General features: G+C 75.7%; 29 protein-coding genes. 14 read left to right on the top strand and 15 right to left on the bottom strand.

All coding sequences use genetic code 11. The features are described 5' to 3' along the window. Positions 1 to 11: 11 nt before the first annotated feature. Positions 12 to 779, bottom strand: coding sequence for an SDR family NAD(P)-dependent oxidoreductase (locus tag ACIRS1_RS34395; RefSeq protein ID WP_402846154.1), 768 nt, complete (start codon positions 777 to 779; stop codon positions 12 to 14). 256 nt (positions 780 to 1035) lie between these two features. On the opposite strand from ACIRS1_RS34395, the gene ACIRS1_RS34390 reads away from it, so the two are divergent. The 4 genes from ACIRS1_RS34390 to ACIRS1_RS34375 all read left to right on the top strand — a co-directional run bounded on the left by ACIRS1_RS34390 (position 1036) and on the right by ACIRS1_RS34375 (position 3257). Then, positions 1036 to 1494, top strand: coding sequence for a group II truncated hemoglobin (locus ACIRS1_RS34390; protein WP_402846152.1), 459 nt, complete (start codon positions 1036 to 1038; stop codon positions 1492 to 1494). Then, entirely contained in the window at positions 1491 to 2048 is a 558-nt protein-coding gene (locus tag ACIRS1_RS34385) for a GNAT family N-acetyltransferase (protein ID WP_402846151.1), read from the top strand. The genes ACIRS1_RS34390 and ACIRS1_RS34385 overlap by 4 nt, the downstream gene beginning before the upstream one ends. A gap of 4 nt (positions 2049 to 2052) precedes the next feature. Then, positions 2053 to 2439 carry a VOC family protein gene (locus tag ACIRS1_RS34380; RefSeq protein WP_402846149.1) on the top strand — a complete coding sequence of 129 codons (387 nt, stop codon included), beginning with the start codon at positions 2053 to 2055 and terminating at the stop codon, positions 2437 to 2439. 170 nt (positions 2440 to 2609) lie between these two features. Beyond that, the gene (locus ACIRS1_RS34375) at positions 2610 to 3257 is read left to right on the top strand and encodes an NAD(P)-dependent oxidoreductase (protein ID WP_402846147.1); all 648 of its coding nucleotides are present in this window, start codon (positions 2610 to 2612) and stop codon (positions 3255 to 3257) included. Between the two features lie 4 nt (positions 3258 to 3261). Here the strand turns inward: ACIRS1_RS34375 and ACIRS1_RS34370 are convergent, their stop codons facing one another. Continuing rightward, the gene (locus ACIRS1_RS34370; RefSeq protein WP_402846145.1) at positions 3262 to 4044 is read right to left on the bottom strand and encodes a dioxygenase; all 783 of its coding nucleotides are present in this window, start codon (positions 4042 to 4044) and stop codon (positions 3262 to 3264) included. A 151-nt stretch (positions 4045 to 4195) separates the two neighbouring features. Between ACIRS1_RS34370 and ACIRS1_RS34365 the strand changes: the two genes are divergently transcribed. Beyond that, on the top strand, positions 4196 to 4663 hold the full coding sequence (locus ACIRS1_RS34365; protein ID WP_360214261.1) for a MarR family transcriptional regulator: 468 nt from the start codon (positions 4196 to 4198) through the stop codon (positions 4661 to 4663). Between the two features lie 64 nt (positions 4664 to 4727). Here ACIRS1_RS34365 and ACIRS1_RS34360 read toward each other — a convergent pair whose 3' ends face one another. The 3 genes from ACIRS1_RS34360 to ACIRS1_RS34350 form a co-directional block, all read right to left on the bottom strand. Then, positions 4728 to 5969 (bottom strand): RNA polymerase sigma factor, encoded by a 1242-nt coding sequence (locus ACIRS1_RS34360; protein ID WP_402846143.1) that lies wholly within the window; start codon positions 5967 to 5969, stop codon positions 4728 to 4730. Positions 5970 to 6018: 49 nt separating this feature from the next. Beyond that, a complete protein-coding gene (locus tag ACIRS1_RS34355) occupies positions 6019 to 6393 on the bottom strand; it encodes a YciI family protein (RefSeq protein WP_402846141.1) in 375 nt (124 codons plus the stop codon). Positions 6394 to 6563: 170 nt separating this feature from the next. After that, on the bottom strand, positions 6564 to 8075 hold the full coding sequence (locus tag ACIRS1_RS34350; RefSeq protein WP_402846139.1) for a PucR family transcriptional regulator: 1512 nt from the start codon (positions 8073 to 8075) through the stop codon (positions 6564 to 6566). 420 nt (positions 8076 to 8495) lie between these two features. Between ACIRS1_RS34350 and ACIRS1_RS34345 the strand changes: the two genes are divergently transcribed. Then, the gene (locus tag ACIRS1_RS34345; RefSeq protein ID WP_402846137.1) at positions 8496 to 8969 is read left to right on the top strand and encodes a molybdopterin-dependent oxidoreductase; all 474 of its coding nucleotides are present in this window, start codon (positions 8496 to 8498) and stop codon (positions 8967 to 8969) included. 94 nt (positions 8970 to 9063) lie between these two features. On the opposite strand, the gene ACIRS1_RS34340 is transcribed toward ACIRS1_RS34345, so the two are convergent. Next, positions 9064 to 9483 carry a TOBE domain-containing protein gene (locus ACIRS1_RS34340; protein ID WP_360214194.1) on the bottom strand — a complete coding sequence of 140 codons (420 nt, stop codon included), beginning with the start codon at positions 9481 to 9483 and terminating at the stop codon, positions 9064 to 9066. 241 nt (positions 9484 to 9724) lie between these two features. Here ACIRS1_RS34340 and ACIRS1_RS34335 point away from each other — a divergent pair, with 241 nt between their 5' ends. Then, complete coding sequence (locus ACIRS1_RS34335; protein ID WP_360214196.1) at positions 9725 to 10090, top strand: nuclear transport factor 2 family protein; 366 nt, start codon at positions 9725 to 9727, stop codon at positions 10088 to 10090. Positions 10091 to 10179: 89 nt separating this feature from the next. Beyond that, a complete protein-coding gene (locus ACIRS1_RS34330) occupies positions 10180 to 10698 on the top strand; it encodes a GNAT family N-acetyltransferase (RefSeq protein ID WP_402846135.1) in 519 nt (172 codons plus the stop codon). Positions 10699 to 10818: 120 nt separating this feature from the next. On the opposite strand, the gene ACIRS1_RS34325 is transcribed toward ACIRS1_RS34330, so the two are convergent. Beyond that, positions 10819 to 11853 (bottom strand): LacI family DNA-binding transcriptional regulator, encoded by a 1035-nt coding sequence (locus ACIRS1_RS34325; protein WP_360214200.1) that lies wholly within the window; start codon positions 11851 to 11853, stop codon positions 10819 to 10821. A 166-nt stretch (positions 11854 to 12019) separates the two neighbouring features. On the opposite strand from ACIRS1_RS34325, the gene ACIRS1_RS34320 reads away from it, so the two are divergent. Beyond that, positions 12020 to 12994: a DUF4436 family protein gene (locus tag ACIRS1_RS34320; RefSeq protein ID WP_387904955.1), complete on the top strand. Its 975-nt coding sequence runs from the start codon at positions 12020 to 12022 to the stop codon at positions 12992 to 12994. Between the two features lie 3 nt (positions 12995 to 12997). Here ACIRS1_RS34320 and ACIRS1_RS34315 read toward each other — a convergent pair whose 3' ends face one another. The 5 genes from ACIRS1_RS34315 to ACIRS1_RS34295 all read right to left on the bottom strand — a co-directional run bounded on the left by ACIRS1_RS34315 (position 12998) and on the right by ACIRS1_RS34295 (position 18062). Next, positions 12998 to 13753 (bottom strand): GNAT family N-acetyltransferase, encoded by a 756-nt coding sequence (locus ACIRS1_RS34315; RefSeq protein ID WP_402846133.1) that lies wholly within the window; start codon positions 13751 to 13753, stop codon positions 12998 to 13000. Between the two features lie 75 nt (positions 13754 to 13828). Continuing rightward, positions 13829 to 14923, bottom strand: coding sequence for a WD40/YVTN/BNR-like repeat-containing protein (locus tag ACIRS1_RS34310; RefSeq protein ID WP_402846131.1), 1095 nt, complete (start codon positions 14921 to 14923; stop codon positions 13829 to 13831). A 129-nt stretch (positions 14924 to 15052) separates the two neighbouring features. Continuing rightward, positions 15053 to 16531, bottom strand: a complete 1479-nt coding sequence (locus tag ACIRS1_RS34305; RefSeq protein WP_402846129.1) for a dihydrolipoyl dehydrogenase family protein — start codon at positions 16529 to 16531, stop codon at positions 15053 to 15055. Positions 16532 to 16732: 201 nt separating this feature from the next. Beyond that, positions 16733 to 17467: an alpha/beta fold hydrolase gene (locus tag ACIRS1_RS34300; RefSeq protein WP_402846127.1), complete on the bottom strand. Its 735-nt coding sequence runs from the start codon at positions 17465 to 17467 to the stop codon at positions 16733 to 16735. A gap of 205 nt (positions 17468 to 17672) precedes the next feature. Next, positions 17673 to 18062 (bottom strand): thioredoxin domain-containing protein, encoded by a 390-nt coding sequence (locus ACIRS1_RS34295; protein ID WP_360214212.1) that lies wholly within the window; start codon positions 18060 to 18062, stop codon positions 17673 to 17675. A gap of 165 nt (positions 18063 to 18227) precedes the next feature. On the opposite strand from ACIRS1_RS34295, the gene ACIRS1_RS34290 reads away from it, so the two are divergent. Genes ACIRS1_RS34290 through ACIRS1_RS34280 form a run of 3 tightly spaced genes read left to right on the top strand, consistent with a single transcriptional unit; the run spans position 18228 to position 20233 of the window. Continuing rightward, positions 18228 to 18827: a hypothetical protein gene (locus ACIRS1_RS34290; RefSeq protein WP_402846125.1), complete on the top strand. Its 600-nt coding sequence runs from the start codon at positions 18228 to 18230 to the stop codon at positions 18825 to 18827. A 42-nt stretch (positions 18828 to 18869) separates the two neighbouring features. After that, complete coding sequence (locus tag ACIRS1_RS34285) at positions 18870 to 19442, top strand: sigma-70 family RNA polymerase sigma factor (RefSeq protein ID WP_387904967.1); 573 nt, start codon at positions 18870 to 18872, stop codon at positions 19440 to 19442. Continuing rightward, positions 19439 to 20233 carry an anti-sigma factor family protein gene (locus tag ACIRS1_RS34280; RefSeq protein WP_402846123.1) on the top strand — a complete coding sequence of 265 codons (795 nt, stop codon included), beginning with the start codon at positions 19439 to 19441 and terminating at the stop codon, positions 20231 to 20233. The genes ACIRS1_RS34285 and ACIRS1_RS34280 overlap by 4 nt, the downstream gene beginning before the upstream one ends. A gap of 83 nt (positions 20234 to 20316) precedes the next feature. Here ACIRS1_RS34280 and ACIRS1_RS34275 read toward each other — a convergent pair whose 3' ends face one another. Then, positions 20317 to 21033 carry a hypothetical protein gene (locus ACIRS1_RS34275; RefSeq protein ID WP_402846121.1) on the bottom strand — a complete coding sequence of 239 codons (717 nt, stop codon included), beginning with the start codon at positions 21031 to 21033 and terminating at the stop codon, positions 20317 to 20319. A 192-nt stretch (positions 21034 to 21225) separates the two neighbouring features. Between ACIRS1_RS34275 and ACIRS1_RS34270 the strand changes: the two genes are divergently transcribed. Both ACIRS1_RS34270 and ACIRS1_RS34265 read left to right on the top strand, forming a co-directional pair. Beyond that, positions 21226 to 21495, top strand: a complete 270-nt coding sequence (locus ACIRS1_RS34270; protein ID WP_360214220.1) for a DUF1876 domain-containing protein — start codon at positions 21226 to 21228, stop codon at positions 21493 to 21495. Continuing rightward, positions 21492 to 21692 (top strand): hypothetical protein, encoded by a 201-nt coding sequence (locus ACIRS1_RS34265; RefSeq protein ID WP_402846120.1) that lies wholly within the window; start codon positions 21492 to 21494, stop codon positions 21690 to 21692. The genes ACIRS1_RS34270 and ACIRS1_RS34265 overlap by 4 nt, the downstream gene beginning before the upstream one ends. A 37-nt stretch (positions 21693 to 21729) precedes the next feature. On the opposite strand, the gene ACIRS1_RS34260 is transcribed toward ACIRS1_RS34265, so the two are convergent. Both ACIRS1_RS34260 and ACIRS1_RS34255 read right to left on the bottom strand, forming a co-directional pair. Continuing rightward, entirely contained in the window at positions 21730 to 22170 is a 441-nt protein-coding gene (locus tag ACIRS1_RS34260; RefSeq protein WP_360214225.1) for a PPOX class F420-dependent oxidoreductase, read from the bottom strand. Positions 22171 to 22204: 34 nt separating this feature from the next. Further along, positions 22205 to 23815, bottom strand: a complete 1611-nt coding sequence (locus ACIRS1_RS34255) for a cytochrome bc complex cytochrome b subunit (RefSeq protein WP_402846118.1) — start codon at positions 23813 to 23815, stop codon at positions 22205 to 22207. Positions 23816 to 23830: the final 15 nt, after the last annotated feature.

The raw sequence follows: 23830 nt of genomic DNA, 5'->3' as shown, positions 1-23830 counted from the left end.
TGCACGGCGCGTCACATCACGAGCGCGCCCCCGTCCACCGAGAACACTACCCCGGTGACGAACGAGGCCTGCGGCGAGGCGAGTTGGGTGACCGCCCAGGCGATCTCGGCGGGCTGCGCGATCCGGCCCAGCGGGGTGTGCGCGACCTGCCAGGCGCGCAGCGCCGCCAGCTGTTCGGGGCCCAGCCCGGTGTGCTCGCCGATCGGCGTGTCCACCGCGCCCGGCGCCACCGCCACCACCCGGACACCGCGCGGCGCCAGCTGGACGGCCCAGCTGCGGGTGACCGACTCCAGTGCGGCCTTGCCCGCCGCGTACACCGAGTCCCGCGGCCAGCCGCGCTGACCGACGGCGGTGCTGATGTTGACGATCACGCCCCGGCTCCGGGTGAGCGCGGGCAGCGCGGCCTGGCCGAGCAGCACGGGGGCGACCAGGTTGGTGGCGAGCAGGGCCCCGACGCGCTCCCGGGTGAGGCCGCCGAGCTCTCCGCCGCCGACGATCGCCGCGTTGTTGACCAGTACGTCCAGCCGGCCGTACCGCTCCGTGGCCTCCCGCACGATCGCCTCCGGGGCACCCGGCCCGGTGACGTCCGCGACCAGCGGCAGGATCCGCTCCGGATGCGCGGCCGCCGTCCCTTCCAGCGGTTCGGGCCGTCGCCCGACCGCCACCACCCGCACCCCCGGGCCCTGCGCGGCGAACGCCCGGGCGGTCTCCCGCCCGATGCCCGTCCCCGCCCCGGTGACCACCACGACCCGCTGCCGTTCCGTCTGCTCGTCGTCCATGCCCCGAGTCTGCGAGCCTGCCGCCAGTGGCAGGGTCAAGCGGGCGGGGTCGAGCGAGCGGGGTCGAGCGAGCGGGCGCCCTCCCGCCGGCCTCCCGGTCGGCCTCCCGCCGGCCTCTCCACCGTTGGGGAGGCCGGCGTTCCACTTGCTGAGCCCGGCGCGAACAGGCGCCGACCGGTGCGCCGGAGCGGCCGTCCACCTGTTAGGAAGGGCGCAGCACGCGGAGTCCCGCACGCGAACCACGGGGAGAACTGCCATGGGCGACGAACGCTCGACGAACCTCTACGAGGCCGCCGGCGGCCTGGAGGCGCTGCGCCGCCTCAGCCGGACCTTCTACGAGGGGGTCCTCGCCGACCCCCTGCTCGCGCCGGTCTTCGCCGGCTTCACCACCACGCACGTCGAGCACGTCGCGGTCTGGCTGGCCGAGGTCTTCGGCGGCCCGGCCCGCTTCACCGCCGACCTCGGCGGCCACCAGTCGCTGCTCCGCTCGCACCTGGGCCTGGCCATCACCGAGGAGCAGCGGCTGCGCTGGATGGAGCTGATGGCCGACGCCGTGCGGGCGGAGCTGCCCGAGGACGAGCTGCTGCGGCGCCGGGTGCTGGAGTACTTCGACTGGGGCACCAGGATCGCCGAGGACGTCTCGGCCTCCCCGGCCGGAACCGACCTGGGGGACCCGGGCCCGACCCCGCGCTGGGGCTGGGAGGGTCTGCAGTGACGGTCGCCGCCGCCGGTCCGCGGGCCCGGGGCCTGCTGCTGCGCCCCTTCGTGGAGGGGGACGCGCCGGCCCTGGTCGAGGCCTACCGGGACGCGACGCTGCGCCGCTTCACCCGGGTCCCGGTGGACGACGCCGAGCAGGCCGCGCACTGGCTGGGCCTGCAGGAGCGGGGCCGGGCGGAGGGCACCCGGTACAGCTTCGCGGTCCTGGAGGAGGGCGTGCTCGTCGCCAACGTCGCGCTCAAGCGCGGCGTCCCGGGCGGGCCGGTGGCCGAGGTGGGCTACTGGACGGCGGCCGCGGCCCGCGGCCGGGGGGTGGCCCCGCGGGCCGTGGAGGCGGTGACGGCGTGGGCGTTCCGGGCCTTCGCCGCCGAGGGCCTGGACCGGATCGACCTGCTGCACCAGGTGGACAACCAGGCCTCCTGCCGGGTGGCGGTCAAGAGCGGCTACGCCCTCCGGGAGGTGCTGACGGCCCTGCCGCCGGAGTTCCCGCTGGACGGCCACCGGCACTCCCGGAATCGGCTGGACGGATCAGGAGACGGCCGGTCAGAGTAGCCGGATGGCTTCTCTGGTACGACATGTGACGATCGACTGCGCCGACCCGTACGAGCTCGCCCGGTTCTGGGCGCTGGTGCTGGACGGCACCCTGGGCGAGGACGACCGCCCGGGGGACCCGGAGGCGGTGGTGGAGTCCGCGGGCGCCTCGCTGCTGTTCATCCGGGTGCCCGAGGGCAGGTCGGTGAAGAACCGCCTCCACCTCGACCTGCAGCCGCAGGACCGCGGCCGGGACGAGGAGGTGGCGCGCGTGGTCGCCCTGGGCGCCACCGTGCTGGCCGACCGCCGCACCCCGGACGGTAAGGGCTGGGTCACCCTGGGGGACCCTGAGGGCAACGAGTTCTGCGTCGAGCGCAGCCGGGCCGAGCGGGCCGCCACCGACGGCGCCTGACGGCCCGCCGCCGGTCCGTCCGCGGCTCCGTGACGGCCCGTCCCGCGGGGCGGCCCGTCACACGACAGGCCGCCGCCCCGGGCCCGCACGGGGACTCCGTCTGATAATCAGACCTGTCCGGCGTCAGCCCTGCGGTGACGCCCCGCCCCGGAGGAACGGCAGGTACCCCCATGGCCAGGATCGCCGTGATCGGCGCGGGCGGCTCCATCGGCGGCGCGGTCGTCACGGAGGCGGCGGCGCGCGGGCACGAGGTCACCGCCGTGGTCCGCGACCCGGCCCGCTACCGGGGCATCGCCGCCGCCGTGGAGCGGGCGGACGTTCTGGACCCGGCGCAGGTGGCCCGGGTGGCGGCCGGCCGGGACGTCCTGGTCAGCGCCGTCGGCGGCGGCGACGGCCCGGGCCACCTGGCGCTCGTCGAGCGGGCCGCCCGGTCGCTGGTGGAGGGCCTGCGCTCGCTCGGCGGCGCGGCGCCCCGGCTGGTCGCGGTGGGCGGGGCGGGCAGTCTGGAGACCGCACCGGGCGTGCGGGTCTGGGACGCGCCGGGCCTGCCGGAGCAGGTCCTGCAGATCATGCACGCGCACGGCGCCGCCCTGGACTACTTCCGGACGGTCGCCGACGTGCGCTGGACGGTGCTCAGCCCGGCCGCCGAGCTGGTCCCCGGCGAGCGGACCGGCCGGTACCGGACCGGCCTGGAGCAGCTGCTCACCGACGCCGGGGGGCGGAGCCGGATCTCGGTGCCGGACTACGCGGTCGCCCTGGTCGACGAGGTCGAGCAGCCGGAGCACATCGGGGAGCGCTTCACCTGCTGCGCCCCGTGAGGCCTCATCCCAGCTGGATCGACCGCTTCGCCAGCCCCATCCAGAACCCGTCGATGACGCTGCGCTGGCTGCCGAGGTCGGCCTCGCCGGCGCCGAGCGTGACGAACAGCGGGGCGAAGTGCTCGGTGCGCGGGTGGGCGAGCCGCCCGGCGGGGGCCTTGCGTTCGAAGTCGAGCAGGGCGTCGAGGTCCTGCGCGTCCAGGGCGCGCCGGCCCCAGTCGTCGAACTCGGCCATCACCGAGCTGATCCGGCCCTCGCTGCTCAGTGCGCGGAGGTTGTGGGTGAAGAAGCCGCTGCCGATGATCAGCACGCCCTCGTCGCGCAGCGGGGCGAGCCGGCGGCCGATCTCCAGCAGGCGCTGCGGGTCGAGGGTGGGCATGGAGATCTGCAGGACCGGGACGTCGGCCGCCGGGAACATCTCCACCAGCGGGACGTAGGCGCCGTGGTCGAGCCCGCGGTCGGGGATGTCCTGGACGGGGGTGCCGGGGGCGCGCAGCAGTTTGCGGACGCGCTCGGCGAGCTCCGGAGCGCCGGGTGCCTCGTACCGGACCCGGTAGTAGTGCTCGGGGAAGCCCCAGAAGTCGTACACCAGCGGCACGGTGGTGACGGCGCCGACGGCGAGCGGGGCCTCCTCCCAGTGGGCGGAGACCATCAGGACCGCGGTGGGCCGGGGCAGGCCGGCGGACCAGGCGGCCAGTTCACCGGGCCAGACCGGGTCGTCGGCTAGCGGCGGCGCGCCGTGCGAGAGGTACAGGGCGGGCATGCGCTCGGGAGCCGCGGTGCTCATGGCGTCCTCCTCCGGGGTCGGACCGGGGTGCGTGGGGGGCGGGGTGCCGGGTGGGGCCGGCGAGGTTAGTTCAAATTTGAACGTCTCGGAGTCGACGGTACACCTTCGTTCGAATTTGAACAACAGGAGTAGGCTTCACCCCATGTCCACACTGAACGAGCCCCGCTGGCTGGACCAGGACGAGATGGCCGCCTGGCGGGGCTTCGTCGTCGCGAGCAACCTGCTCAACCGCCGGCTGGAGCGCCAGCTCAAGGAGGACTCCGGCCTCTCGCACCAGCAGTACGAGATCCTGGTGCACCTGTCCGCCGCCCCGGCCGGGTCGCTGCGGATGACCGAACTCGCCGACAAGCTGGTCACCTCCAAGAGCGGCCTCACCTACCAGGTCACCCAGCTGGAGCGGATGGGCCTGGTCGGCCGCCGCTCCTGCCCCAGCGACGTGCGCGGCGTCTTCGCCGAACTCACCGACCAGGGGCGGGAGGCGCTGCGGCAGGCCGCGCCCGGGCACGTCGCCCTGGTCCGCGAACTGCTGATCGACGTGCTCACCCGCGAGCAGCTCGCGGTGCTCGCCGAGGGCCTCGGCGAGGTCAGCGCCCGGCTGCGCCTCGACGACGCTCCCTGACGGCGTGCCCGACGAACTGGCCGGCCCGGCGGCCCCGTGTCCGCCGGGCCGGCCCCGGGCGGGCTCAGGCCGGCCCGCCCCCGGTCGCGGCCGCCCGCTCGCGCAGAAGCTCCCGCTCCCGCTCGTTGCGGGTCAGCTCCGCCGCCCGCTCGAACTCCGCCCGCGCCTCCGCCGCCCGCCCGAGCCGGTCCAGCAGGTCCCCGCGCACGCTGGGCAGCAGGTGGTAGCCGCGCAGCGTCGGCTCTGCCGCGAGCGCGTCCACCAGCTCCAGCCCGGCCGCCGGCCCGCGGGCCATCGACACCGCCACCGCCCGGTTCAGCGCCACCACCGGGGACGGCGTCAGCACCAGCAGCCGTTCGTACAGCGCGGCGATGGTCGCCCAGTCGGTGTCCTGGTAGCGCCGGGCCTTGGCGTGGCAGGCCGCGATCGCGGCCTGCACCGAGTACGGGCCGGTGCCGGCCCGCCCCAGTGCGTCGAAGCCCCGCCGGATCAGCAGGCCGTCCCAGCGGGCCCGGTTCTGTTCGGCCAGCAGCACGGGCCGTCCGTCCGGGCCGGTCCGGGCCGCCGTCCGGGAGGCCTGGAACTCCAGCAGGGCGGCCAGCCCGTGCACCTCCGGCTCGCCCGGCATCAGCCCGGCGAGCACCCGGGCCAGCCGCAGCGCGTCCTCGCACAGCTGCGGGCGCAGCAGGTCGTCCCCCGCGGTGGCCGAGTAGCCCTCGTTGAAGACCAGGTAGACCACCTCCAGGACCGAGGAGAGCCGCTCCGCGCGGTCCGCCCCGTACGGCACCTCGAACGGCACCCGGGCCCCGGCCAGCGCCCGCTTGGCCCGGACGATCCGCTGCGCCACCGTCGCTTCGGACACCAGGAAGGCCCGGGCGATCTCCGGGGTGGTCAGCCCGCCGAGCAGCCGCAGGGTGAGCGCGATCCGGGCCTCGGCGGCCAGCACCGGGTGGCAGGCGGTGAAGATCAGCCGCAGCAGGTCGTCGTCGATGTCGTCCGGCTCGACCGGCTCCGGCGCCGGGACGTCCTCCAGGGACCGCCCCACCTCGGCGAGTTTGCGGGCGTAGACCCCCCGGCGGCGCACCAGGTCGATCGCCCGGTGCTTGGCGGTGGCCGTCAGCCAGGCGCCCGGGTTGTCCGGCACGCCCGACCGCGGCCACTGCTCCAGCGCGGCCACCACGGCGTCCTGCGCCAACTCCTCGGCGATGCCGACGTCCCGCACGATCCGGGTCACCGCGGCGATGATCCGCCCGGACTCGATCCTGAAGACCGTCTCGACGGCGACCGCCGCGTCCCTCTCCGTCACGGCCACCCATCAGAACAGTCGGCGGAGAGGGAGGCAAACGGACCCGCGGCTACGCCTGGGGCGGCTGCGCCGCCTCGTCGATCTGCCGGACCTCCGCCTCGACCGTCCAGCCGTCCGGGTGGACGGTCAGGAACCGGCGGGTCCACTCCAGGGCCTCCGCCTTGTCCTTGCACTGCAGGATGGCGTAGCCGCCGACGACCTCCTTGGTCTCGGTGAACGGGCCGTCGGTGCAACCGATCCTCCCGCCGTTCCAGCTGAGCCGGGTGCCCTGGGAGGTCGGGGTCAGCCCGGCGGTCTCCAGCATCACCCCGGCCTTGGTGATCTCCTCGAACAGCGCCCCCATCCGCTTCTCGAAGTCCGGGTCGGACTCGAACCCGGTGGCGGCCTGCTCGTCGATGCGGATCAGCGTCATGAAGCGCGGCATGGTGACTCCTCGGTCGGACGGGCGGGGCCTCTCCCCGCCTCTCACCCCTGCGTCGAACGGGCCGACCGTGGATCGACACCGGCCCGGAGGAATTTTCCGCGGACCCCGGACCCGCCGCCCGCAGGCCCGCCGTCCGCCGCCGCCGGAGGGTCACCGGCGGCGGCCGGGGGTCACCGGGCCGCCGCCGGCTGCGGTGCGCAGAGCAGGGCGGCCCGCAGGTCCAGCCGGTCCCGCAGGCGGGCCAGGTTGCGGCCGGTCAGCTCCTCGATCCGGCGGATCCGGTAGTGCACGGTGTTGACGTGGATGTGCAGCGACTCCGCCGTCCGGGCCCAGGATCCGTCGTGGTCCAGGAAGACGGCCAGGGTGCCCAGCAGCGAGACGCTGTTCTCCTGGTCGTGCGTGGTCAGCGGGGCCAGCAGCCGGGCGTGGAAGGCCGCCGTCACCTCCGGCGGGATGCCGCGCAGCAGCCCGTCCAGCGAGTCCAGGTCGGCGGCGCTGCCGACCGGGTCGGCCGAGCCCTCCAGCACGTACCGGGCCTGCACCAGCGCAGCCCGCAGGGCGGTGGGGGCGGGCGCGGCGGCCGGTCCGACGCCGACCCGCAGGGTGCGCCGGCCGGTCAGCCGGGCCTGGAGCGCGGGCCGGGCCCGGCGCAGCCGCTCGGCGACCCGTTCGACGGGCGCGGCCACCAGCGCGGCGGACCGCCCGGCGCGGTCGGTCCCGGCGGCGTACGGCGCGCCGAGCGGGTGCAGCGCCTCGGCCAGCGCGTACGCGGCCCAGGCGGCGGGCGTGCCCGCGCCGGGGTCGTCGGCCCGGCCGCCGTCGATCCGCGCGGTGACGGCGACCAGCGCCTCGGTCTCGCCCAGCCCGCACCCGGCGAGCGGTTCGGCGAGCCCGCCCTCCCCGGCGAGCGCGTCCAGCAGCCGCCCGGCGGCCCGGCGCCGGGCGTCGGCGTCGGCGCGGGCCCGGGCGGCGAGCGGCGAGAGCAGCTCGGCCAGGCCCTGCAGCACGGGTTCGGCCGCCGCGGTGGCCAGGTGCGGGCGCAGCCGCCAGCCGTCGAACGGCGAGCCGTCCTGCGGGCCGACCGGCAGCCCGGTGTCGCCGCGGCTGGCGGACGGGACGGGCGTGGCGGTGGTGGCGACGGCCCGGCCGCCGGTGGTGGTGATCGAGCAGTCCGGGACCCCGAGCCGGCCGACGGCGTGCGCCAGCACCTCGCCGGCCCCGGCGTCGGCGCGCAGCAGGTCGAGCAGTTCGCGCCGGACGGTCTCCGGGATGGCGGCGGTGTCCTGGGCGCCGGCCCGCAGGTCGCCCCAGAGCCGCAGGTAGACGCGGTCGGTGACGGCGCGGAAGCTGACCCCGGCGGGCACCGCGAGCAGCGGGATGCCGTGGGTGCGGCAGGCCTCGGCGAGGCTGTCCGGGATGCTGCCGTGGGTGCCCTCGCCGGCCAGCAGCGCCGCCACGCCCGCGCTGCGCAGGGCGGTGGCGAAGCGCAGCGCGCCGGAGGCGTCGGCGGGCTGCCACCAGACCAGTCCGGTGAGCACGAGTTCGCCGGGCTGGAGGTAGCGGGCCGGGTCCTGGAGGTCGGTGGAGCTGACCCCGGTCACCGGGCGGTCGAGCAGGTCCGGCGTGCCCCAGGCCAGCCGGATGTCCAGGTCGTCGAGGTTCAGCAGGTCGCCGACGATCATCTCTCGCTCATCTCTCGCTCGCTCTCGCCTTGTGCTCAGCGCGGGACCATGTCTCGCAAGTGCAAGGTTCAGGTGCGCACTGGCATCGTAAATGCAAGTGAGATGGCGGTGAATCGTCTTGTCGGATCATCCAGCGCGGGGCCCTTCGGCTGGTGCTGGGAACCAGTCGTCCGCCCGATTGCGGGGTTGCTTCAATCGGTGCGGGGCGCGTCGCAGCCCGTCTCCTCCGGCGCGCCCCGCACGTCGGCCGCCCGTCCGCGCCGGCCGTCCCGTGTCCGCGGATGCGATCTGAAAGCGCCGTCCGCCATGGCGGATGCCACTGAAGGAAAGCTTTCAGCGTGGCTTCTGCGAATGCCCGGGCTCCCCCTCGGGTAACCCCCTCCCGGGTCGCGACGGTGCGGCCCGGGAGGAGGGAGCACCATGACCCCGGCCAGACCCGCCGCGCTGACGGCGGCGCCCACCGTCCGGCTGCACGGCCACCTCGACCGGCCCGCGGAGCTGACGGTGGAGCAGCTGCGCGCCCTCCCGGCCCACCGCGTCGAGGTCGGCTTCGACTGCCTGAGCGAGGGCGAGCAGCGCCACGGGTACGAGGGCTCGGCGCTCTGGGACGTGCTGGGCGCGGCCGGGCCGCGGATCGACTTCTCCGGCCGCAAGCAGCGGCTGCGCTTCCTGCTGTCCGTCAGCGGTGCGGACGGTCACCGGGCCGTGGTGTCCTGGGCCGAGATCGACCCGGACTTCGGCGGCCAGCGGATCCTGCTGGCGACCAGCACGGACGGCGTGCCGCTGGACGCGGCCGGCCCGCAGCTGGTCGTGCCCGACGACCACTGCGGGGCCCGCTACGTCAGCGGCGTCACCGCGGTCTGGCTCGGCCCGCTGGGCGCGCCGGCGTCCTGAGCGGCCGACCGGCGGGCGCCCGCCCACACGGGTGCCGCCGGGCGCCGCCGGGGGCGCCGCGCTGCGGGCCGGGCGGCGCGGCGCGTCGGGCGCGTCAGGCCGTCGCGAGCGAGACCTCGGTCGACTTGATCAGGGCGACGACCGGCGAGCCGGCCGCCAGGCCCAGGTCGGCCGCCGCGTCCGCGGTGATCGCGGCGGTCAGCGCGCCGCCCGCGACGTCGACCTTGACCCCGGCCATCGCGCCGCCGGTGGCAACCTCGGTGACCGTGCCGGGGATCTGGTTGCGGATGCTGAGCCCGGCGACGGGGCCGGTGGCCAGGGCGACCTCGGTGGACTTCACCAGGGCCTGGACGGAGCTGCCCGCGCTCAGCCCGAGGTCCTTCACGGCGTCCACTGTGACGGCGGCGGTGAGTTCCTGGCCCGAGTCGAGCCGGACCTTGACGGTGGCCATCACCTCGCCGGTGGTGACGGAGCTGACGGTGCCGGGCAGCTGGTTGCGGATGCTGAGGCTCATGCGGGGGCCTTCCGATCGTGTTCCGCGGGCGGAACGAGGGTGTTCCGGCCGTGCCGCCTTCCACCCTAGTGCGTGCAAAGCCGCAGGTCAGAGGGCATTTCGCGGCGTGACCGGCGCCCCGTCGCAGCTGCCAGGGCGATCACCGCCCCCGGCCCGCATCCGCCGGTCGGCCCGGGCCGGGGATCCGCCGGGACCCTCCGGCCGGGTGTACGCCTGACGGTCCGTCGGGGACGATGGGGTCATGACCGTCGATCTCGCCTTCGCCGAAGGCTTCGCCCGGACCTGGGCCGCCGACTGGAACTCCCGCGACCTGGAGCGCATCCTCGCGCACTTCACCGAGGACGTGGTCTTCGCCTCGCCCCGGATCCGGGTGCTCACCGGCGAGCCGCTGGACGAGGTGCGCGGCAAGGAGGCGCTGCGGGCCTACTGGCGGCAGGGCCTGGAGCGCCTGCCGGACCTGCACTTCACCGTCGAGGACGTCCGCGCCTCGGTGGACACCGTGGTCATCAACTACCGCAACGAGCGCGGCCAGGCCGTCGCCGAGGTGCTGACCTTCCGTGACGGCCTGGTCTGCCGGGGGCTCGGCGCGTACGGCCCGGAGGCCTGACCCCCTCGCCCGGGCGGGGCGGGGCGGAGCGGGGAGAGCGGTGGACAAACCACTCGCCGGACGCGGTTTTCCGTGTCAACATGCCCCATATGGGGACGATCCTGCGCGGCACCCTCGTCACGCTCCGCCCGGCCACGGCCGAGGACATCCCGGCCCTGGTGGCCATCCGCGCCACGCCCGAGGTCTTCGCGCGCTGGCGGGGCGGTGACGACCTGGCCGACGCGGTCGCCACCGACCTGGCGGAGCCGGACACCGAGACCTTCGCGGTCGACGTGGGCGGCCGGGTGGTCGGCGCCATCCAGTGGTACGCCAACAACGACGACGAGTACCGGCACGCCGGCATCGACCTCTACCTGGACCCGTCGGTGCACGGCCTGGGCCTGGGCACCGACGCCGTCCGCACGATGGCCCGCCACCTGGTGCACGAGCACCACTACCACCGGCTGATCATCGACCCGGCCGCGGACAACGCCGCCGCGATCCGCTGCTACAGCAAGGTCGGCTTCCGTGCGGTCGGCACCATGCGCCAGTACGAGCGGGGTCCGGACGGCACCTGGCACGACAACCTGCTGATGGACCTGATCGCGGACGAGCTGGTCGACGGCTGACCTTGAGCGCCCCAGCCGGCGCGAACTCCCCGGGCACACGGGCGACTTGTCGTCCACGCACCCGGGGACCGGCTCGGCTGACGCCCTACAGGCCGGTGTCGGGCCGGTGCCGGACCGGCGTCAGCCCCGGGACGCGCCGTCCGCGGCCGGGCAGCCGCAGGAGCGCCGCAGCACCAGCCTGGCCGGGAACGTCCGCGCCCCGGTGGAGCGCTCCTCGGCCCCGCCGAGCACGAGGTCCACGGCCGCGCGGGCCATCTCGTCCTGCCCGGTGGTGACGGTGGTCAGCGCGGGCCCGGCGATCACCGCCTCGGCGATGTCGTCGAAGCCGGCCACCGCAAGCTGCTCGGGCACCCGGATGCCCAGGTCGTCGGCGGCCCGCAGCAGGCCGATCGCCTGGTCGTCCGTCGCGCAGAACACGGCGGACGGCCGGTCGGGCCGGGACAGCAGGGTGAGCGCCTCGGCGTGCGCCCGGACGCGGTCGAACGGCGCCGCCGTCAGCCTCCCCGCGGGGGTCAGGCCGACCTCGGCCAGTGCGGCGGCCCAGCCGGCCGTCCGCCCGGTCACCGGGTCGTGCGGGCTGAGCGAGAGCGTCCCGCCGAAGCAGTGCACCTCGGCGTGCCCGTGCCCGAGCAGGTGGCGGACCACCTCGCGGGCGCCGCCCTCGTCGTCCGCCACCACGGCGACGCCGCCGGAGCTCTCGGCCCGGTGGTGCAGCAGGACGACGGGCGTGCCGTCGCCCACGTCGAAGCCGGTGAGGCCGGGGGTGGCCGGGTCCTGGGTGACCAGGATCAGGCCGTCCACCTGCATCCCGAGGAAGGCACGGATGTAGTGGGCCTCGCGCTCGTCCACGTAGTCGGAGTTGCCGATCAGCAGCAGTCGGCCGTGCTCGGTGGCGGCCTGCTCGACCGCGTGGGCGAGGCCGGCGAAGAACGGCTGGCGGGCGTCCGGCACGACCATTCCGAGCAGGTTGGTCCGCCGCCGGGCCATCGCCTGGGCGACCCGGTTGGGGCGGTACCCGAGCTCCTCCACGGCCGCGAGCACCCGCGCCCGGGTCGCCGGCGCCACCGGCCGCGGTCCGTCGTTGATCACATAACTCACGACCGCCGTGGACGTCCCCGCCACCCGTGCCACATCGTCCCGCGTCACCCTCGCCATGCCCGCGAGCCTACACAGCGGCACCGACCGGTCCCTCGCCCGCCGGTGCCGCCGCCCACCGCCGGGACTCGATCGGCCCCCTGCGGTTGCGGGGCCCGCGGCCCGGGCCGGAGGGTGGCGGGACAGGCGCCGACCCGGCGCCCCCGCCGACCGTGGGAGCAGGCCGATGACCGCCTCGCCGCACCGGCGGGCCGTCCGGTCCCCGCGCCCGGCGGCCCGGCCGCGGGTCCGGATCCCCGGCCGGGCGCGGGCCGCGGTCGCCCCGCCGGCCCGGCCGAGGGTGCGGCCCTGGCGCGCCTACGCGGTGCTCGCGGTGATCGCCCTGCTGGTCGCCGCGGGGCTGCTGCTCTACTTCGACGAGCGCTCCAGCCGGGGCCACGTCCAGGTGGTGGGCCCGGAGAGTTCCGAGACCGGTCCGGACGTCCTGGAGGTCTACGTGCTGCTCCAGCGGGTGGACGCGGCCGCGCAGACGCTCACCACCAAGATCCTGGTCGAGCCGCACGGGGCGCTGCAGGTGCCGGACCGGCCGCTGGTCCCGGTCCAGGACGTGGTGCTGGAGACCACCTCGCTGGAGCAGACCACGCTCCGGTACCCGGCGGGCCAGCAGATCCCCTCCGGCCTGGTCTCCTTCAGCCTGGTCGGCGGACGGATCACCGACTACCCCTTCGACCGCTACCACACGGCCATCGGCTTCCAGGCGACCGTCGGGGGCAGACCGGTGCCCGTGGTGATCGGGATCGAGGAGGGCGACCCGTTCTTCGCCTTCCGGCAGGGCGAGCAGGAGAGCGAGGACTTCGCCGTCGGGGTGACGGAACGGATCAGCCGCTCGCGCAGCACCTTCATCCTGGCCTGGTTCATGATCGCCGCGATGTGGGCGCTGGCGCTGTCGGTGCTGGTCGCGGCCTGGCTGATCGTCCGGCAGCGGCGCGGGATGCTCTGGCCGGCCCTGGGCTGGATGGCTGCGACGCTGTTCGCCCTGGTCGGCATGCGCAACGCCGCGCCCGGCAGCCCGCCGATCGGCTCGCTGCTGGACTACGCGGCCTTCTTCTGGGCCGAGCTGCTGGTCGCGGTGGGCCTGACCATGGTGGTGGTGCGCGGGGCGCGGATCGAGGGCGGGCACGGGCCGGACCGGAGGCCGTAGGCCTCAGCGTCCGTCCGGCACGATCACGGTCAGCGCGGTGCTCAGCAGGGTGAAGCCGAGGCGCTCGTAGACCCGGCGGGCGGGGTTGCCGTCGGTGACCGCCAGCCGCACCTCGGGGAGCCCCCGCCCGGCGGCGTCGCCGACCACCCGGCGCAGCAGGTCGGCGCCGAGGCCGCGGTAGCCGCGCTCCGGGTGGCGGAACACCTCGGCGACCCACGGCACGCCGTCGCGGTCGGTGAGCACCACCCCGGCGACCACCGCGCCCCGCTCGTCCACGGCGAGCACGCTGGACGGCAGCACCGGCCCGATGGCCGTCCCGGCGAGCAGCGGGACGAGCCGTTCGGCCAGCGCCCGGGCGTCGTCCCCCGCGAAGCGGTCGACGTGACCGGGGGCGAAGGCGGCCCGCCAGGCTTCGAACAGCTCCTCGGGGGCGCGGTCGCAGGGCGCCGCGTGCAGGCCCGCCCGCAGGGGTGCGGCGGCCCAGTCGGCGGGCGGCGGGTCGGTGCGCAGGTCCCGCCCCAGGGTGTGGGCGTGCCGCAGCACGGTCGCGCCGTCGTCCAGCAGGGCCCGCCCGAACTCGGGGGTGCCGGAGACCACCCACCCGGCCATCCGGGACCGGACGAAACCCACCGGGTCCGCGGCGCCGTCCCGCACCTCCAGCAGGTCGGCCCAGGGCCGGCCCTCCCGTTCGCCGGGCAGGTAGTCCACCACCGGCACGCCGTCGTCGTCGCAGCCCGTCACCCGGTCCGTCTCGGTCACGCCTGGCCCCCTCGTCGGGATCGTCCGTCCGCCGCTCATGCTCGGCGACGGCGCGGCCGCGGGGCAAACGGATTGTCAGGCGACCACCGCGGCCCGGACGCAGAGCACGTCCGGCAGGTGGGCGAGCAGCGGCGACCAGCTCTCGCCCTCGTCGCGGCTGCCGTAGACGTCGCCGGTCCGGTTGCCGAAGTAGATCCCGGCCGGTTCGGCGTCGTCGGTGCGCAGCGCGTCGCGTAGCACGACGCCGTAGTGGTCCTCGCCGGGCAGCCCGTCGGCGAGCGGCTGCCAGCTGTCGCCGCCGTCGGTGGTGCGGAAGATCCGGCAGCGCCGGCCGGGCGGGACGCGGTCGTCGGAGCCGCCGAGCGGGAACAGGTAGGCGGTGCCGGCCCGGCGCGGGTGGGCGGCGACGGCGAAGCCGAACTCGGCCGGCAGTCCGTCGACGATGGAGTGCCAGTTCGCGCCCCAGTCGTCGCTGCGGTAGACGCCGCCGTGGTTCTGCAGGTAGAGGCGGTCGGGGTGGACCGGGTCCGGGGCGATCTTGTGCACGCACTGGCCGAACTCCGGGTACTGGCCGCCGGGCGGGAGGAACTCGGCGCGCAGGCCGGTGTTGGAGGGCTGCCAGCTGTCGCCGCCGTCCTTGCTGCGGTAGACGCCGCCGCTGGAGACGGCGACCAGCAACCGCTGAGGGTCGCGCGGGTCGGTGAGGACGGTGTGGAGCCCCTGGCCGCCGTAGCCGGCGCCCCACTCGGCGCGCTGCGGGTGGTCCCAGAGCGACTCGACCAGGGCGAAGGTCTCGCCGCCGTCCTCGGACCGGAACAGCGCGGCGGGCTCGGTGCCCGCGTAGACGACGCCGGGGGCCTCCGGCCCGGCCGGCTGGAGCTGCCAGACCCGGGTGAGCGAGGCGCCGGTGGACTCCGGGAAGCGGATCGCCGGCCGCGCCGGCTCGGTCCAGGTGGCGCCGAGGTCGTCGGAGCGCCAGACCGACGGCCCCCAGTGGCTGCTGTCGGCGCCGACCAGCAGCCGGGTGCGCCCGGCGCGGCGGTCGACGGAGACGGCGTAGACCGCGTTCATCGGGAAGTGCGGCCCGCTGAACTCCCAGTCCAGCCGGTCACGACTGCGGCCGAGAAAGAGGCCCTTCTCGGTTCCGACGGCCAACAGCACCTCGGTCATGCCTCACACCACCTGGTCGACGCGACGCCCCCGGGACGGCCCCCGACTGCCAGTGTCCCGCCGTCCACCGGCGGCCACACCTCGCCGCGCCGGGTCCTGCGGAGGTGCTCGCCGCCGGAGGCCCGGAGCTCAGCCCCGGCAGCCCTCCAGCAGCCGCAGCCACACCTCGCTGATCGTCGGGTAGGCGGGCACGGCGTGCCAGAGCCGGTCGATGGGCACCTCGCCGACCACGGCGACGGTCGCCGAGTGCAGCAGTTCGGCGACCCCGGGGCCGACCAGGCACGCCCCGACCAGCACCTGCCGGTCGAGGTCGAAGACCACCCGGGCCCGGCCCCGGTAGTCGTCGCCGTACAGCGAGGCCCCGGCGACGGCGCCGAGGTCGTGGTCGACGGTCCGGACCCGCAGCCCGGCCCGCTCGGCCGCCTCGAGGGTGAGACCGACGGCCGCGACCTCCGGTTGGGTGAACACCACCTGCGGCGCTCCCGCGCTGTCGGCAGACGCGGCGTGCACGCCCCAGCGCGCGGTGTCCAGCGCACGCCCTTCGGCGCGGGCCGCGATCGCCCCGCCGGCGATCCGGGCCTGGTACTTGCCCTGGTGGGTGAGCAGCGCCCGGTGGTTGACGTCCCCCACGGCGTACAGCCACTCCCCGTCCACGCCGAGCACCGTGCAGCTGTCGTCCACCTCCAGCCAGTCGCCCGGCTTCAGCCCCACCTGCTCCAGCCCGACGTCGGCGGTGCGCGGGGCCCGGCCGGTCGCGTAGAGCACCTCGTCGACGGTCAGCCGCTCGCCGTCGCCGGAGCCCCGCCCGTCATCGGACGGCCCGCGGCCGGTGAGGGTCAGCACCACCGGCCCGGTGCCGTCCGTGCGCTCCAGCGCGGTGACCTCCACCCCGAAGCGGACGTCCACCCCGGCGTCCCGCAGCCCCTCCGCGACCAGCTCGCCCGCGAAGGGCTCCATCCTCGGCAGCAGCCCGGCGCCGCGCACCAGCAGCACCACCTCGGAGCCGAGCGCCCGCCAGGCGGCGGCCATCTCCACCCCGACCACCCCGCCGCCGACCACGGCCAACCGGCCGGGCACCGACGGCGAGCCGGTCGCCTCCCGGTTGGTCCACGGGTGGGCCTCCGCCAGCCCGGGCACGCCGGTGGGCAGCACCGGGCGGCTGCCGGTGCACACGGCGACGGCGTGCCGGGCGGTGAGCACCCGCTCGCTGCCGTCCTCGGCCTCCACCGTGACGGTCCGCACGCCGGCCAGCCGGCCGTGGCCGCGCACCAGGTCGATCCCGGTGTCGCGCAGCCAGCCGACCTGGCCGTCGTCGTTCCAGTGCGAGGTGAAGGAGTCCCGCCGGGCCAGCACCGCGGCCGGGTCCAGCCGGCCGTCGCCGACCGCCTCCCGGGAGCCGGCCACCGCGCGGGCGTCGGCCAGCGCGGCCACCGGGCGCAGCAGCGCCTTGCTCGGCATGCAGGCCCAGTACGAGCACTCGCCGCCGACCAGTTCGGCCTCCACGATCGCCGTGCGCAGCCCGGCGGCGACGGCCCGGTCGGCCACGTTCTCGCCGGTCGGGCCGGCTCCCAGGACGATGACGTCGTACTCCTCGGCGGTGCTGGTCATACCCCGTCCCTTCGGCTCGGGTCCGGCCGCCCGCCGGACCGGCGCCGGGCCGCGTGCACGGCGCCGTGCCCATCCTGCGACGTCAGCCCCGGTTCGCGCAGTCGAACACGCGGACCGGGCACGGTCGGGACAGTGCCGGGGCACGGTCGGGACAGTGCCCCGGCGCGCCCGGGCACGCCCGGACGCGGCTCTCGCACCGGGTCAGAGCCGGGCCAGCTCCGCCAGCAGCGCCGCCGTGTCGTCCGGGCGGGAGAACATCGGCCAGTGCCCGGTGGGGAGTTCGCGCAGCTCCCAGTTCGGCCCGTCCAGCCCGGCGAACCAGGGGTGGCCGGACGCGACCATCGCCCGCACCTGGGCGATCGGGAACGAGCAGGACACCAGGGCCTGCGGCAGCGCCGGCCCCGCGCCGGTCAGCCGCAGCCGGTCCCGGTAGGCCCCGGCCGGCTGCGGGGTGGCCCGCTCACGGATCCGGGCCAGCGCGGCCCCGTCCAGACCGGCCGCGCCGGCGCCGTGGGCGGCGAGGAACTCCCAGGACGGCATCGGCAGGCGGCCGTCCACCACCGAGGCGTCGGCCGCCTCGCGGTAGTCCGGCGGCCAGAGGTCGTACAGCGACCCGCCGTCGATCACCGGCCCGCTGTCCAGGTAGACCACCCGGCGGATCCGCTCGGGCATCCGGTCCGCCACCCCGCCCGCCGGGGCGCAGCCGCCGCTGTGCGCGACCAGCACCACCTCCCAGAGGTCCTCCCGGACCAGCAGGTCGGCCAGCGCGGTGACGTGGTCCGCCAGCCCGATCGGCTCACGGTCCCCGGCGCGCTCCGCGACCCCGGGCAGGGTGACCGGGTGGACGGCGTGCCCGGCCGCCCGCAGCGGAGCGGCCACCTCGTCCCAGGCCCAGGCGCCCAGCCAGAATCCGGGGACCAGTACGAACGTGCTCATGGGGGATCACTCCTCGTCGTGGTGCGGGGCCGCGTCGCGACGACTCTAGGGTCCGCCCCGGTGATCGGCCCGGAACCGGCGACGACCGGCGGGCGGGGCCCGGGGAAGGGAGCGGATCCGGACGGCGCCGGCGGGGAGGACGCCGCCGGCGCGGAACGCACCGGGGCCCGGGGAGAGGACTCCCCGGGCCCCGACGCGGGTGGCCTCAGGCCTGGCCCCCGGCCGCCTGCTCCTCGGCGACCTTGCGCTTCACCTCGGCCATGTCCAGCCCGCGGGCCTGGCCGATCAGGTCCTCGAACACCGCCTCGGGCAGCGCACCGGCCTGCGAGAAGACCAGCACGCCCTCGCGGATGATCGCCAGCGTCGGGATGGACTGGATCCCGAACGCGGACGCCAGCTCCTGCTGCGCCTCGGTGTCCACCTTGGCGAAGACGAGGTCCGAGTGGCGCTCGGCCGCCTTCTCGTACACCGGGGCGAACTGCCGGCACGGCCCGCACCACCCGGCCCAGAAGTCGATGAAGACGAAGTCCTTGCCCTCCGGGCCGGGGACGATGTCGTCGAAGTTCTCCTTGGTCAGCTCGACCGTGCTGCTCATCTCGCGATTCCTTCCCTTCCGGAGGAGGCGGTTCAGACCGTGTGCTCGCGACAACCGCGCCCCCCGACGGGGTATTCCGGCGCCGGCCGGGGCCGGTTTGAGCAGTCGGGCGCCGCTTCGCGTACTTGAGGGTGTCCACCCGTCCACCGACCGCGGGAGCACCTCATGCGCAGCAATCGCCGAACCCGCCGGGCCGCCGTGCTGGCCGCCTCCGGCATCGCGGCGGCCGCCCTGGTCGCCGGTTGCGGGTCGTCCGGGTCCAGCGCACCCGCCGCGCCCGCGAGCCCGAGCGCACCGGCCACCCCGGCACCGAGCACGCCGGGCACGGCGGCGAACACCTCCCTGCAGACCGCCACCGACCCGAAGCTCGGCACGATCGTGACCGACGGCGCCGGGTTCACCCTCTACCGCTTCGACCATGACCAGAGCAGCCCGTCGAAGGCCACCTGCAACGGCGACTGCGCCTCGCTGTGGCCGCCGGAGCAGGACAACGGCAACGTCATGCTCAAGGGCATCGACGCCAAGCTGGTCGGCAGCGTCACCCGCGACGACGGCACCAAGCAGGTCACCCTGAACGGCTGGCCGGCCTACCGCTACTCGCCGGACTCCAAGCCCGGCGACACCAAGGGCCAGGGCGTCGGCGGGGCGTGGTTCGCGCTGACCCCGAGCGGCGGCAAGGCGGGTACCACCGGGAGCTCCACCCCGATGCCGTCCACCCCCGCGAGCCCCAAGCCCAGTGCACCGAGCAGCGGCTACGGCTACTGAGCCGACCGCCGCGGTCCGTCCGCCCTCGACCGGGAGACCAGGGTGCGCAACGATGAAGTGGTGACCGAGGAGCATCCCGGCGGCGGCAGGTCCGCCCGCGGTACGGGGGCGCCGGACGAGGAGCTGATGCGCGCCCTCTACCACGAGCACGCCGGGCCGCTCTTCGGGTTCGTCCTCCACCTCGTCGCGGGGGACCGGCAGCGGGCCGAGGACGTCGTCCAGGAGACGCTGGTCCGGGCCTGGCGCAACATCGACCGGCTCGACCCGGGGGCCGGATCGCTGCGGCCCTGGCTGGTCACGGTCGCGCGGCGGATCGTCATCGACGGCCACCGCAGCGCCCGGGCCAGGCCCCGGGAGGTGGACGCGGCGGCACTGGAACTGATGCCCGCCGAGGACGAACTCGACCGCGCCCTGCGGATGATGACGGTCGCGGACGCACTGGGCGACCTCTCGGCGGCGCACCGCGAGATCATCGTCGAGACCTATCTGAAGGGCCGCACCGCAGCCGAGGCGGCCGCCGAACTCGGCATCCCGGCCGGGACCGTCCGGTCGCGGGTGTTCTACGCACTGCGCTCGCTCAGGCTCGCGCTGGAGGAGAGGGGAGTGACCTCGTGACCAAGCGCCCCGACCCCGTGCCCGGCGGCCCGGAGCAGGTCCCCGGTGTCCCCGGCGTGCCCGGTGCCCCCGGCGGCGTCCCCGGCGCCGGACCGGACCACGTCGACGTCGGCGCGTACGTCCTCGACCTGCTGGAACCCGCCGAGCGCGCCGCGTTCGAGCGGCACCTCGCCACCTGCCCGCAGTGCGCCGAGCAGGTGGCGCGGCTCGGCTTCGTGGAGCCGCTGCTGGCCGAGTACGCCGCCTCGGCGACGGCGGCCGGCCTCGATCCGGCCGGCCCGGCCCCGCACCCGGGCCCGGAGCTCCTGGACCGGCTGGTCGCCGAGGTGGTGGCCGGACGGCGGCGGGGCCGGGTGCGGCGGCTGGTGCTGGCCCTGGCCGCGGCCGTGCTGGTGGCCACCGGCCCCGCCGTCACGGCCGCGGTGCTCACCGCCGGTTCCACGCCGGCCGTGGTCGCCGTCGCCGAGCAGTTCAGCGCCACCGACCCGGGCACCGGCGCCCGGGCCACCGTGGGCGTGGACGCGATGCCCTGGGGGAGCCAGGTGAGTCTGCAACTCTCTGGCGTCCACGGGCCGTTGACCTGCCGTCTGGTCGCCGTGTCGCACACCGGCGAGCGGCAGACGGTCACCACCTGGAGCGTCCCGGCCGGCACCTACGGGAACCCGGGCGGCCCCGCCGAGCTGCGCACCGGCGGCGGTGCGGCGCTCCAGCCGGGGGACATCGACCACTTCGAGGTGCGCGTCCAGAACAGCAACGCCCTGCTGGTCGCCGTCCCGGCGCACCGCGCCTGAGCCGTCCCGCCGCACCGGGCCTGAGCCGTCCCGGCGCACCGCGCCCGAGCCGCGGGGGGCGACCGCGTCCCGGGGCCGGCCCGTCACCACGCCGGATCGAAGCACGGACGCACCTCGTACGCCTCCAGCCGCTCGACCCGCTCCGGACCCCGGACGCCAGGCCAGTGCGGGTTCGGCAGGCCCTGGCCGGTCATGTGCTCCCGCTGCCGGATCCCGCTCGTGCCGACCCGCAGGGCCGGCTCGAAGCTGTGCAGGCCGCCGCACGGACACGGCTGCCGCACCCACGCGCAGACCCGGCAGAGCCCGGCGAGGCCGTGGCCGGTCGAGAGCTCCAGGAGCGGCCCCTCCTCGCCGCAGCCCGGGCAGCCGGGCAGCCCGACGCCGTCCAGCAGCGCGTTCTGCCGCCGCACGAAGTCCGGCAGCGCCAGCGGCGGGTGGATGAACGGGTCGTGCCGCCAGGCCGCGTCCGGCGCGCCCCACCGGGGCCGGCGCCACCACGGCGGCTCGGCCTGCCCGCGCCGCCCGGCCCGCTTCTCGGCGCGCCGCTGCTCCGCGTACCGCTCCGCCCGCGCGAGCCAGAGCACCCGAGCCCCGTGGAGCTCCTCCACGGCCCGCCCCAGCGCGTCCGGGTCGGCCTCCAGCAGCCGCGGGATCCGGGCGCTGAGCGTGAGGTGGTGGTACGTCGCGTGGTAGCCGTAGGGCGCGAAGGAGGTCAGGCAGGTCCGCAGGGCGCCGTGCCGGCGGTGGAGCGGGAGCCCGGCGTCGTGCACCCGGGCCCGGTGGGTGAGGAAGCCGGTCATCGGGCCGGCTCCCGGTACCGGGCCGGCTCCCGGTCCACGGCCCGGACGCGCACGCAGCCGTCCGGGGCGGTCGTCGGGGCGTGCGGGGCAGGCGTCATCGGCGTCATCGGCCGATCATGCCGGATCGGCTGGCCTGGTGTTCACGGTGGGTGCGGCGCACTCTGGAGGAGTAACCGATGGAGGTGATCCGCCATGCAGACTCTGGTCGGTTGGCACATCGAGATGGAGTTCCGCGAGGACGGTGCGCGGACGACCGCCGCCGCCATGCTCCGGCTCCGCGACGGAAGTGAACTACGGGCCCACGGCTACAGCAGCCGCCACCCCTCGGACCCGGAGCAGCTGCGGGTCGGCGAGGAGATCGCGGGGGCGCGGGCGCTCAACGACCTGGCCTCGCAGCTCCTCACCAAGGCCCACGGCGAGATCCAGGAGGTCAGCCCCGTCCCGACCCACCCGCTGACGTGAGCCGGCACCCGGAGGGCGACCACACCGGCGAGCCGTACCACACGCGCATCCCGCTGATCTGTCCGCGCTGCGGGCACGAGCAGCGGGTCGTGCCCGGCGGCCCCGGCCGGGCGGTCAAGGTCGTGCACGCGGGGACGGGCCAGGAGGCCTGCGAGGCCGCCGACCTGGCGAAGGCGCCGGAGGAGGGGGTCGGGTGAGGGCCTTGGCGCGCCCGCTGCGGACGGCGGACGCGCCTCAGTTGACGCAGTAGCCCGTCGGCGGCTCCCACTCCGGCCCGACCAGCCGGCGCTCCACCTCGTTGAGCGTGATGCGGATGCCGACCGTTCCTGCCAGCCCGACCCGGAACCTGCTGCGGGCCAGCGCGAGCACCGCCGTCAGGCCGTACTTGTTGATCAGCTCGGTGCGGTAGCGGGCGGTCGCGTCCTCGTCGCAGAGCCGGGCCCGGGCCGGGACGCTGCGCCCGGTCGGGCGGCCGTGGGCGTCGCAGGGGCCGACCAGCACCCGGGGGTGGTGCCGGATCCGTTCGGCCTCGCCGGAGTGCGCGGGGGTCCAGATGCCGAGCGCGGTGCCGTCGGCCACGACCCAGGTCTGCGAGTCCCGGCGGCTGCCGTCCTCGCCGAAGGTGGTGAGCCGGAGGTACTTGCTGTCGGCGAGCTGGTCGGTCCGGTGGTGCACGACGTCCTCCCTCTGGCGTGGGGGCCGGGCCCGGTCAGTGACCGTGGCCCCGGGTGATCCCGCGGTACTCCTCGGCGATGGGGCCGGCGATCCGGGCGTGCTCGCCGTGCAGCCCGCGGGACAGCCTCGCGCGGACGCGGGTGAGCGCACCCGCGGGGCGGGCGACACCATTCTCGTCGACCCGGGCCGGTAGTTCGAGGGGGCGCGGCCGCTCGGGTGCCGTGAGCCGGTGCAGTTCGGCGGGCGCGAGCGGGGCGTGCACCTCGGTGTACTCGCCGTGCGGCAGACGCCGGACGACGCCGGTCTCGCGCCCGTGCAGCACCTTGTCCCGGTCGCGCCGCTGCAGGCCGAGGCACCAGCGCTTGGTGATCACGAAGACGGCCACCGGGACGGCGAGGGCGCCGATCCGCACGGCGTACGTGATGGCGTTCAGCGACAGGTGCAGATGGGTGGCGATCAGGTCGTTGCCGCCGCCGGCCAGCATCACCAGGTACAGGCTGATCCAGGCGGCGCCGAGCGCGGTGCGGACGGGGGCGTCGCGCGGCCGGTCCAGCAGGTGGCGCTCCCGCCCGTCGGGGGTGAGCCAGGCCTCGACGAACGGGTAGGCCGCGACGGCGCCCAGGACGACCGGGAAGAGGGCGAAGGGGATCAGCACGCCCAGGTTGAGGGTGTGGCCCGCGAGCCCGACCTCCCACCCGGGCATCACCCGGATCAGGCCCTCGGCGAAGCCCATGTACCAGTCCGGCTGGGCGTCGGTGGAGACCTGGTCCGGCCGGTACGGTCCGTACGCCCAGATCGGGTTGATGGTGGCGACGGCCGACACCAGGGCGATGACGCCGAAGACCAGGAAGAAGAACCCGCCCGCCTTGGCCAGGTAGACGGGCATCAGCGGCATGCCGACGACGTTGCGCTCCGTCCGGCCGGGCCCCGCCCACTGGGTGTGCTTGTGGTGGAAGACCAGGATCAGGTGGGCGACCAGCAGCGCGACCATGACGCCGGGGACGAGCAGCACGTGGACGGAGAAGAACCGCGGGACGACGTCGTGCCCGGGGAACTCGCCGCCGAACAGGAACATCTGCAGGTAGCTGCCGACCAGCGGTACGGCCAGCAGCACGCCCTCGATGAACCGGATGCCGGTGCCGGAGAGCAGGTCGTCGGGGAGCGAGTAGCCGAGGAAGCCGTCCAGCATGCCGAGGAAGAGCAGCAGGAAGCCGAAGAGCCAGTTGACCTCGCGCGGCTTGCGGAACGCGCCGGTGAAGAACACCCGCATCATGTGGACGAACATGGCCGCCACGAAGACCACCGCGGCCCAGTGGTGGATCTGCCGGATCAGCAGGCCGCCGCGGACCTCGAAGCCGATGTCGACCGTGGAGGCGTAGGCCTCGGACATCGGCACGCCCTTCAGCGGGACGTACGAGCCGTGGTAGACCACCTCGGCCATGCTCGGCTTGAAGAACAGGGTCAGCCAGACACCGGTCAGGATGATGATCAGGAAGGTGTACAGGCAGATCTCGCCCAGCATGAAGGACCAGTGGTCCGGGAAGACCTTGCGCAGGTTCGCCCTGGCCAGGGTGTGGATCCCCAGCCTGCCGTCCGCCCAGTCGGCGGCCCGTCGCCCCCGCCCTGGGGCCTGATTCCGGGTCATGTGCACGCACCTCAG

The sequence above is a fragment of the Kitasatospora sp. NPDC101176 genome, from assembly GCF_044768035.1.
In the GTDB taxonomy this organism is placed as follows: Bacteria; Actinomycetota; Actinomycetes; order Streptomycetales; family Streptomycetaceae; genus Kitasatospora.
Note: the sequence above shows the minus strand (reverse complement) of the source record. Positions and strands in the feature narration are given on the sequence as shown.

Coding starts and splice junctions, on each gene's coding strand:
- ACIRS1_RS34395 (WP_402846154.1), bottom strand. CDS start 779: ATGGACGACGAGCAGACGGAACGGCAGCGGGTCGTGGTGGTCACCGGG.
- ACIRS1_RS34390 (WP_402846152.1), top strand. CDS start 1,036: ATGGGCGACGAACGCTCGACGAACCTCTACGAGGCCGCCGGCGGCCTG.
- ACIRS1_RS34380 (WP_402846149.1), top strand. CDS start 2,053: ATGGCTTCTCTGGTACGACATGTGACGATCGACTGCGCCGACCCGTAC.
- ACIRS1_RS34375 (WP_402846147.1), top strand. CDS start 2,610: ATGGCCAGGATCGCCGTGATCGGCGCGGGCGGCTCCATCGGCGGCGCG.
- ACIRS1_RS34370 (WP_402846145.1), bottom strand. CDS start 4,044: ATGAGCACCGCGGCTCCCGAGCGCATGCCCGCCCTGTACCTCTCGCAC.
- ACIRS1_RS34355 (WP_402846141.1), bottom strand. CDS start 6,393: ATGCCGCGCTTCATGACGCTGATCCGCATCGACGAGCAGGCCGCCACC.
- ACIRS1_RS34350 (WP_402846139.1), bottom strand. CDS start 8,075: ATGATCGTCGGCGACCTGCTGAACCTCGACGACCTGGACATCCGGCTG.
- ACIRS1_RS34345 (WP_402846137.1), top strand. CDS start 8,496: ATGACCCCGGCCAGACCCGCCGCGCTGACGGCGGCGCCCACCGTCCGG.
- ACIRS1_RS34340 (WP_360214194.1), bottom strand. CDS start 9,483: ATGAGCCTCAGCATCCGCAACCAGCTGCCCGGCACCGTCAGCTCCGTC.
- ACIRS1_RS34335 (WP_360214196.1), top strand. CDS start 9,725: ATGACCGTCGATCTCGCCTTCGCCGAAGGCTTCGCCCGGACCTGGGCC.
- ACIRS1_RS34330 (WP_402846135.1), top strand. CDS start 10,180: ATGGGGACGATCCTGCGCGGCACCCTCGTCACGCTCCGCCCGGCCACG.
- ACIRS1_RS34325 (WP_360214200.1), bottom strand. CDS start 11,853: ATGGCGAGGGTGACGCGGGACGATGTGGCACGGGTGGCGGGGACGTCC.
- ACIRS1_RS34320 (WP_387904955.1), top strand. CDS start 12,020: ATGACCGCCTCGCCGCACCGGCGGGCCGTCCGGTCCCCGCGCCCGGCG.
- ACIRS1_RS34310 (WP_402846131.1), bottom strand. CDS start 14,923: ATGACCGAGGTGCTGTTGGCCGTCGGAACCGAGAAGGGCCTCTTTCTC.
- ACIRS1_RS34305 (WP_402846129.1), bottom strand. CDS start 16,531: ATGACCAGCACCGCCGAGGAGTACGACGTCATCGTCCTGGGAGCCGGC.
- ACIRS1_RS34300 (WP_402846127.1), bottom strand. CDS start 17,467: ATGAGCACGTTCGTACTGGTCCCCGGATTCTGGCTGGGCGCCTGGGCC.
- ACIRS1_RS34295 (WP_360214212.1), bottom strand. CDS start 18,062: ATGAGCAGCACGGTCGAGCTGACCAAGGAGAACTTCGACGACATCGTC.
- ACIRS1_RS34290 (WP_402846125.1), top strand. CDS start 18,228: ATGCGCAGCAATCGCCGAACCCGCCGGGCCGCCGTGCTGGCCGCCTCC.
- ACIRS1_RS34275 (WP_402846121.1), bottom strand. CDS start 21,033: ATGACCGGCTTCCTCACCCACCGGGCCCGGGTGCACGACGCCGGGCTC.
- ACIRS1_RS34270 (WP_360214220.1), top strand. CDS start 21,226: ATGCAGACTCTGGTCGGTTGGCACATCGAGATGGAGTTCCGCGAGGAC.
- ACIRS1_RS34255 (WP_402846118.1), bottom strand. CDS start 23,815: ATGACCCGGAATCAGGCCCCAGGGCGGGGGCGACGGGCCGCCGACTGG.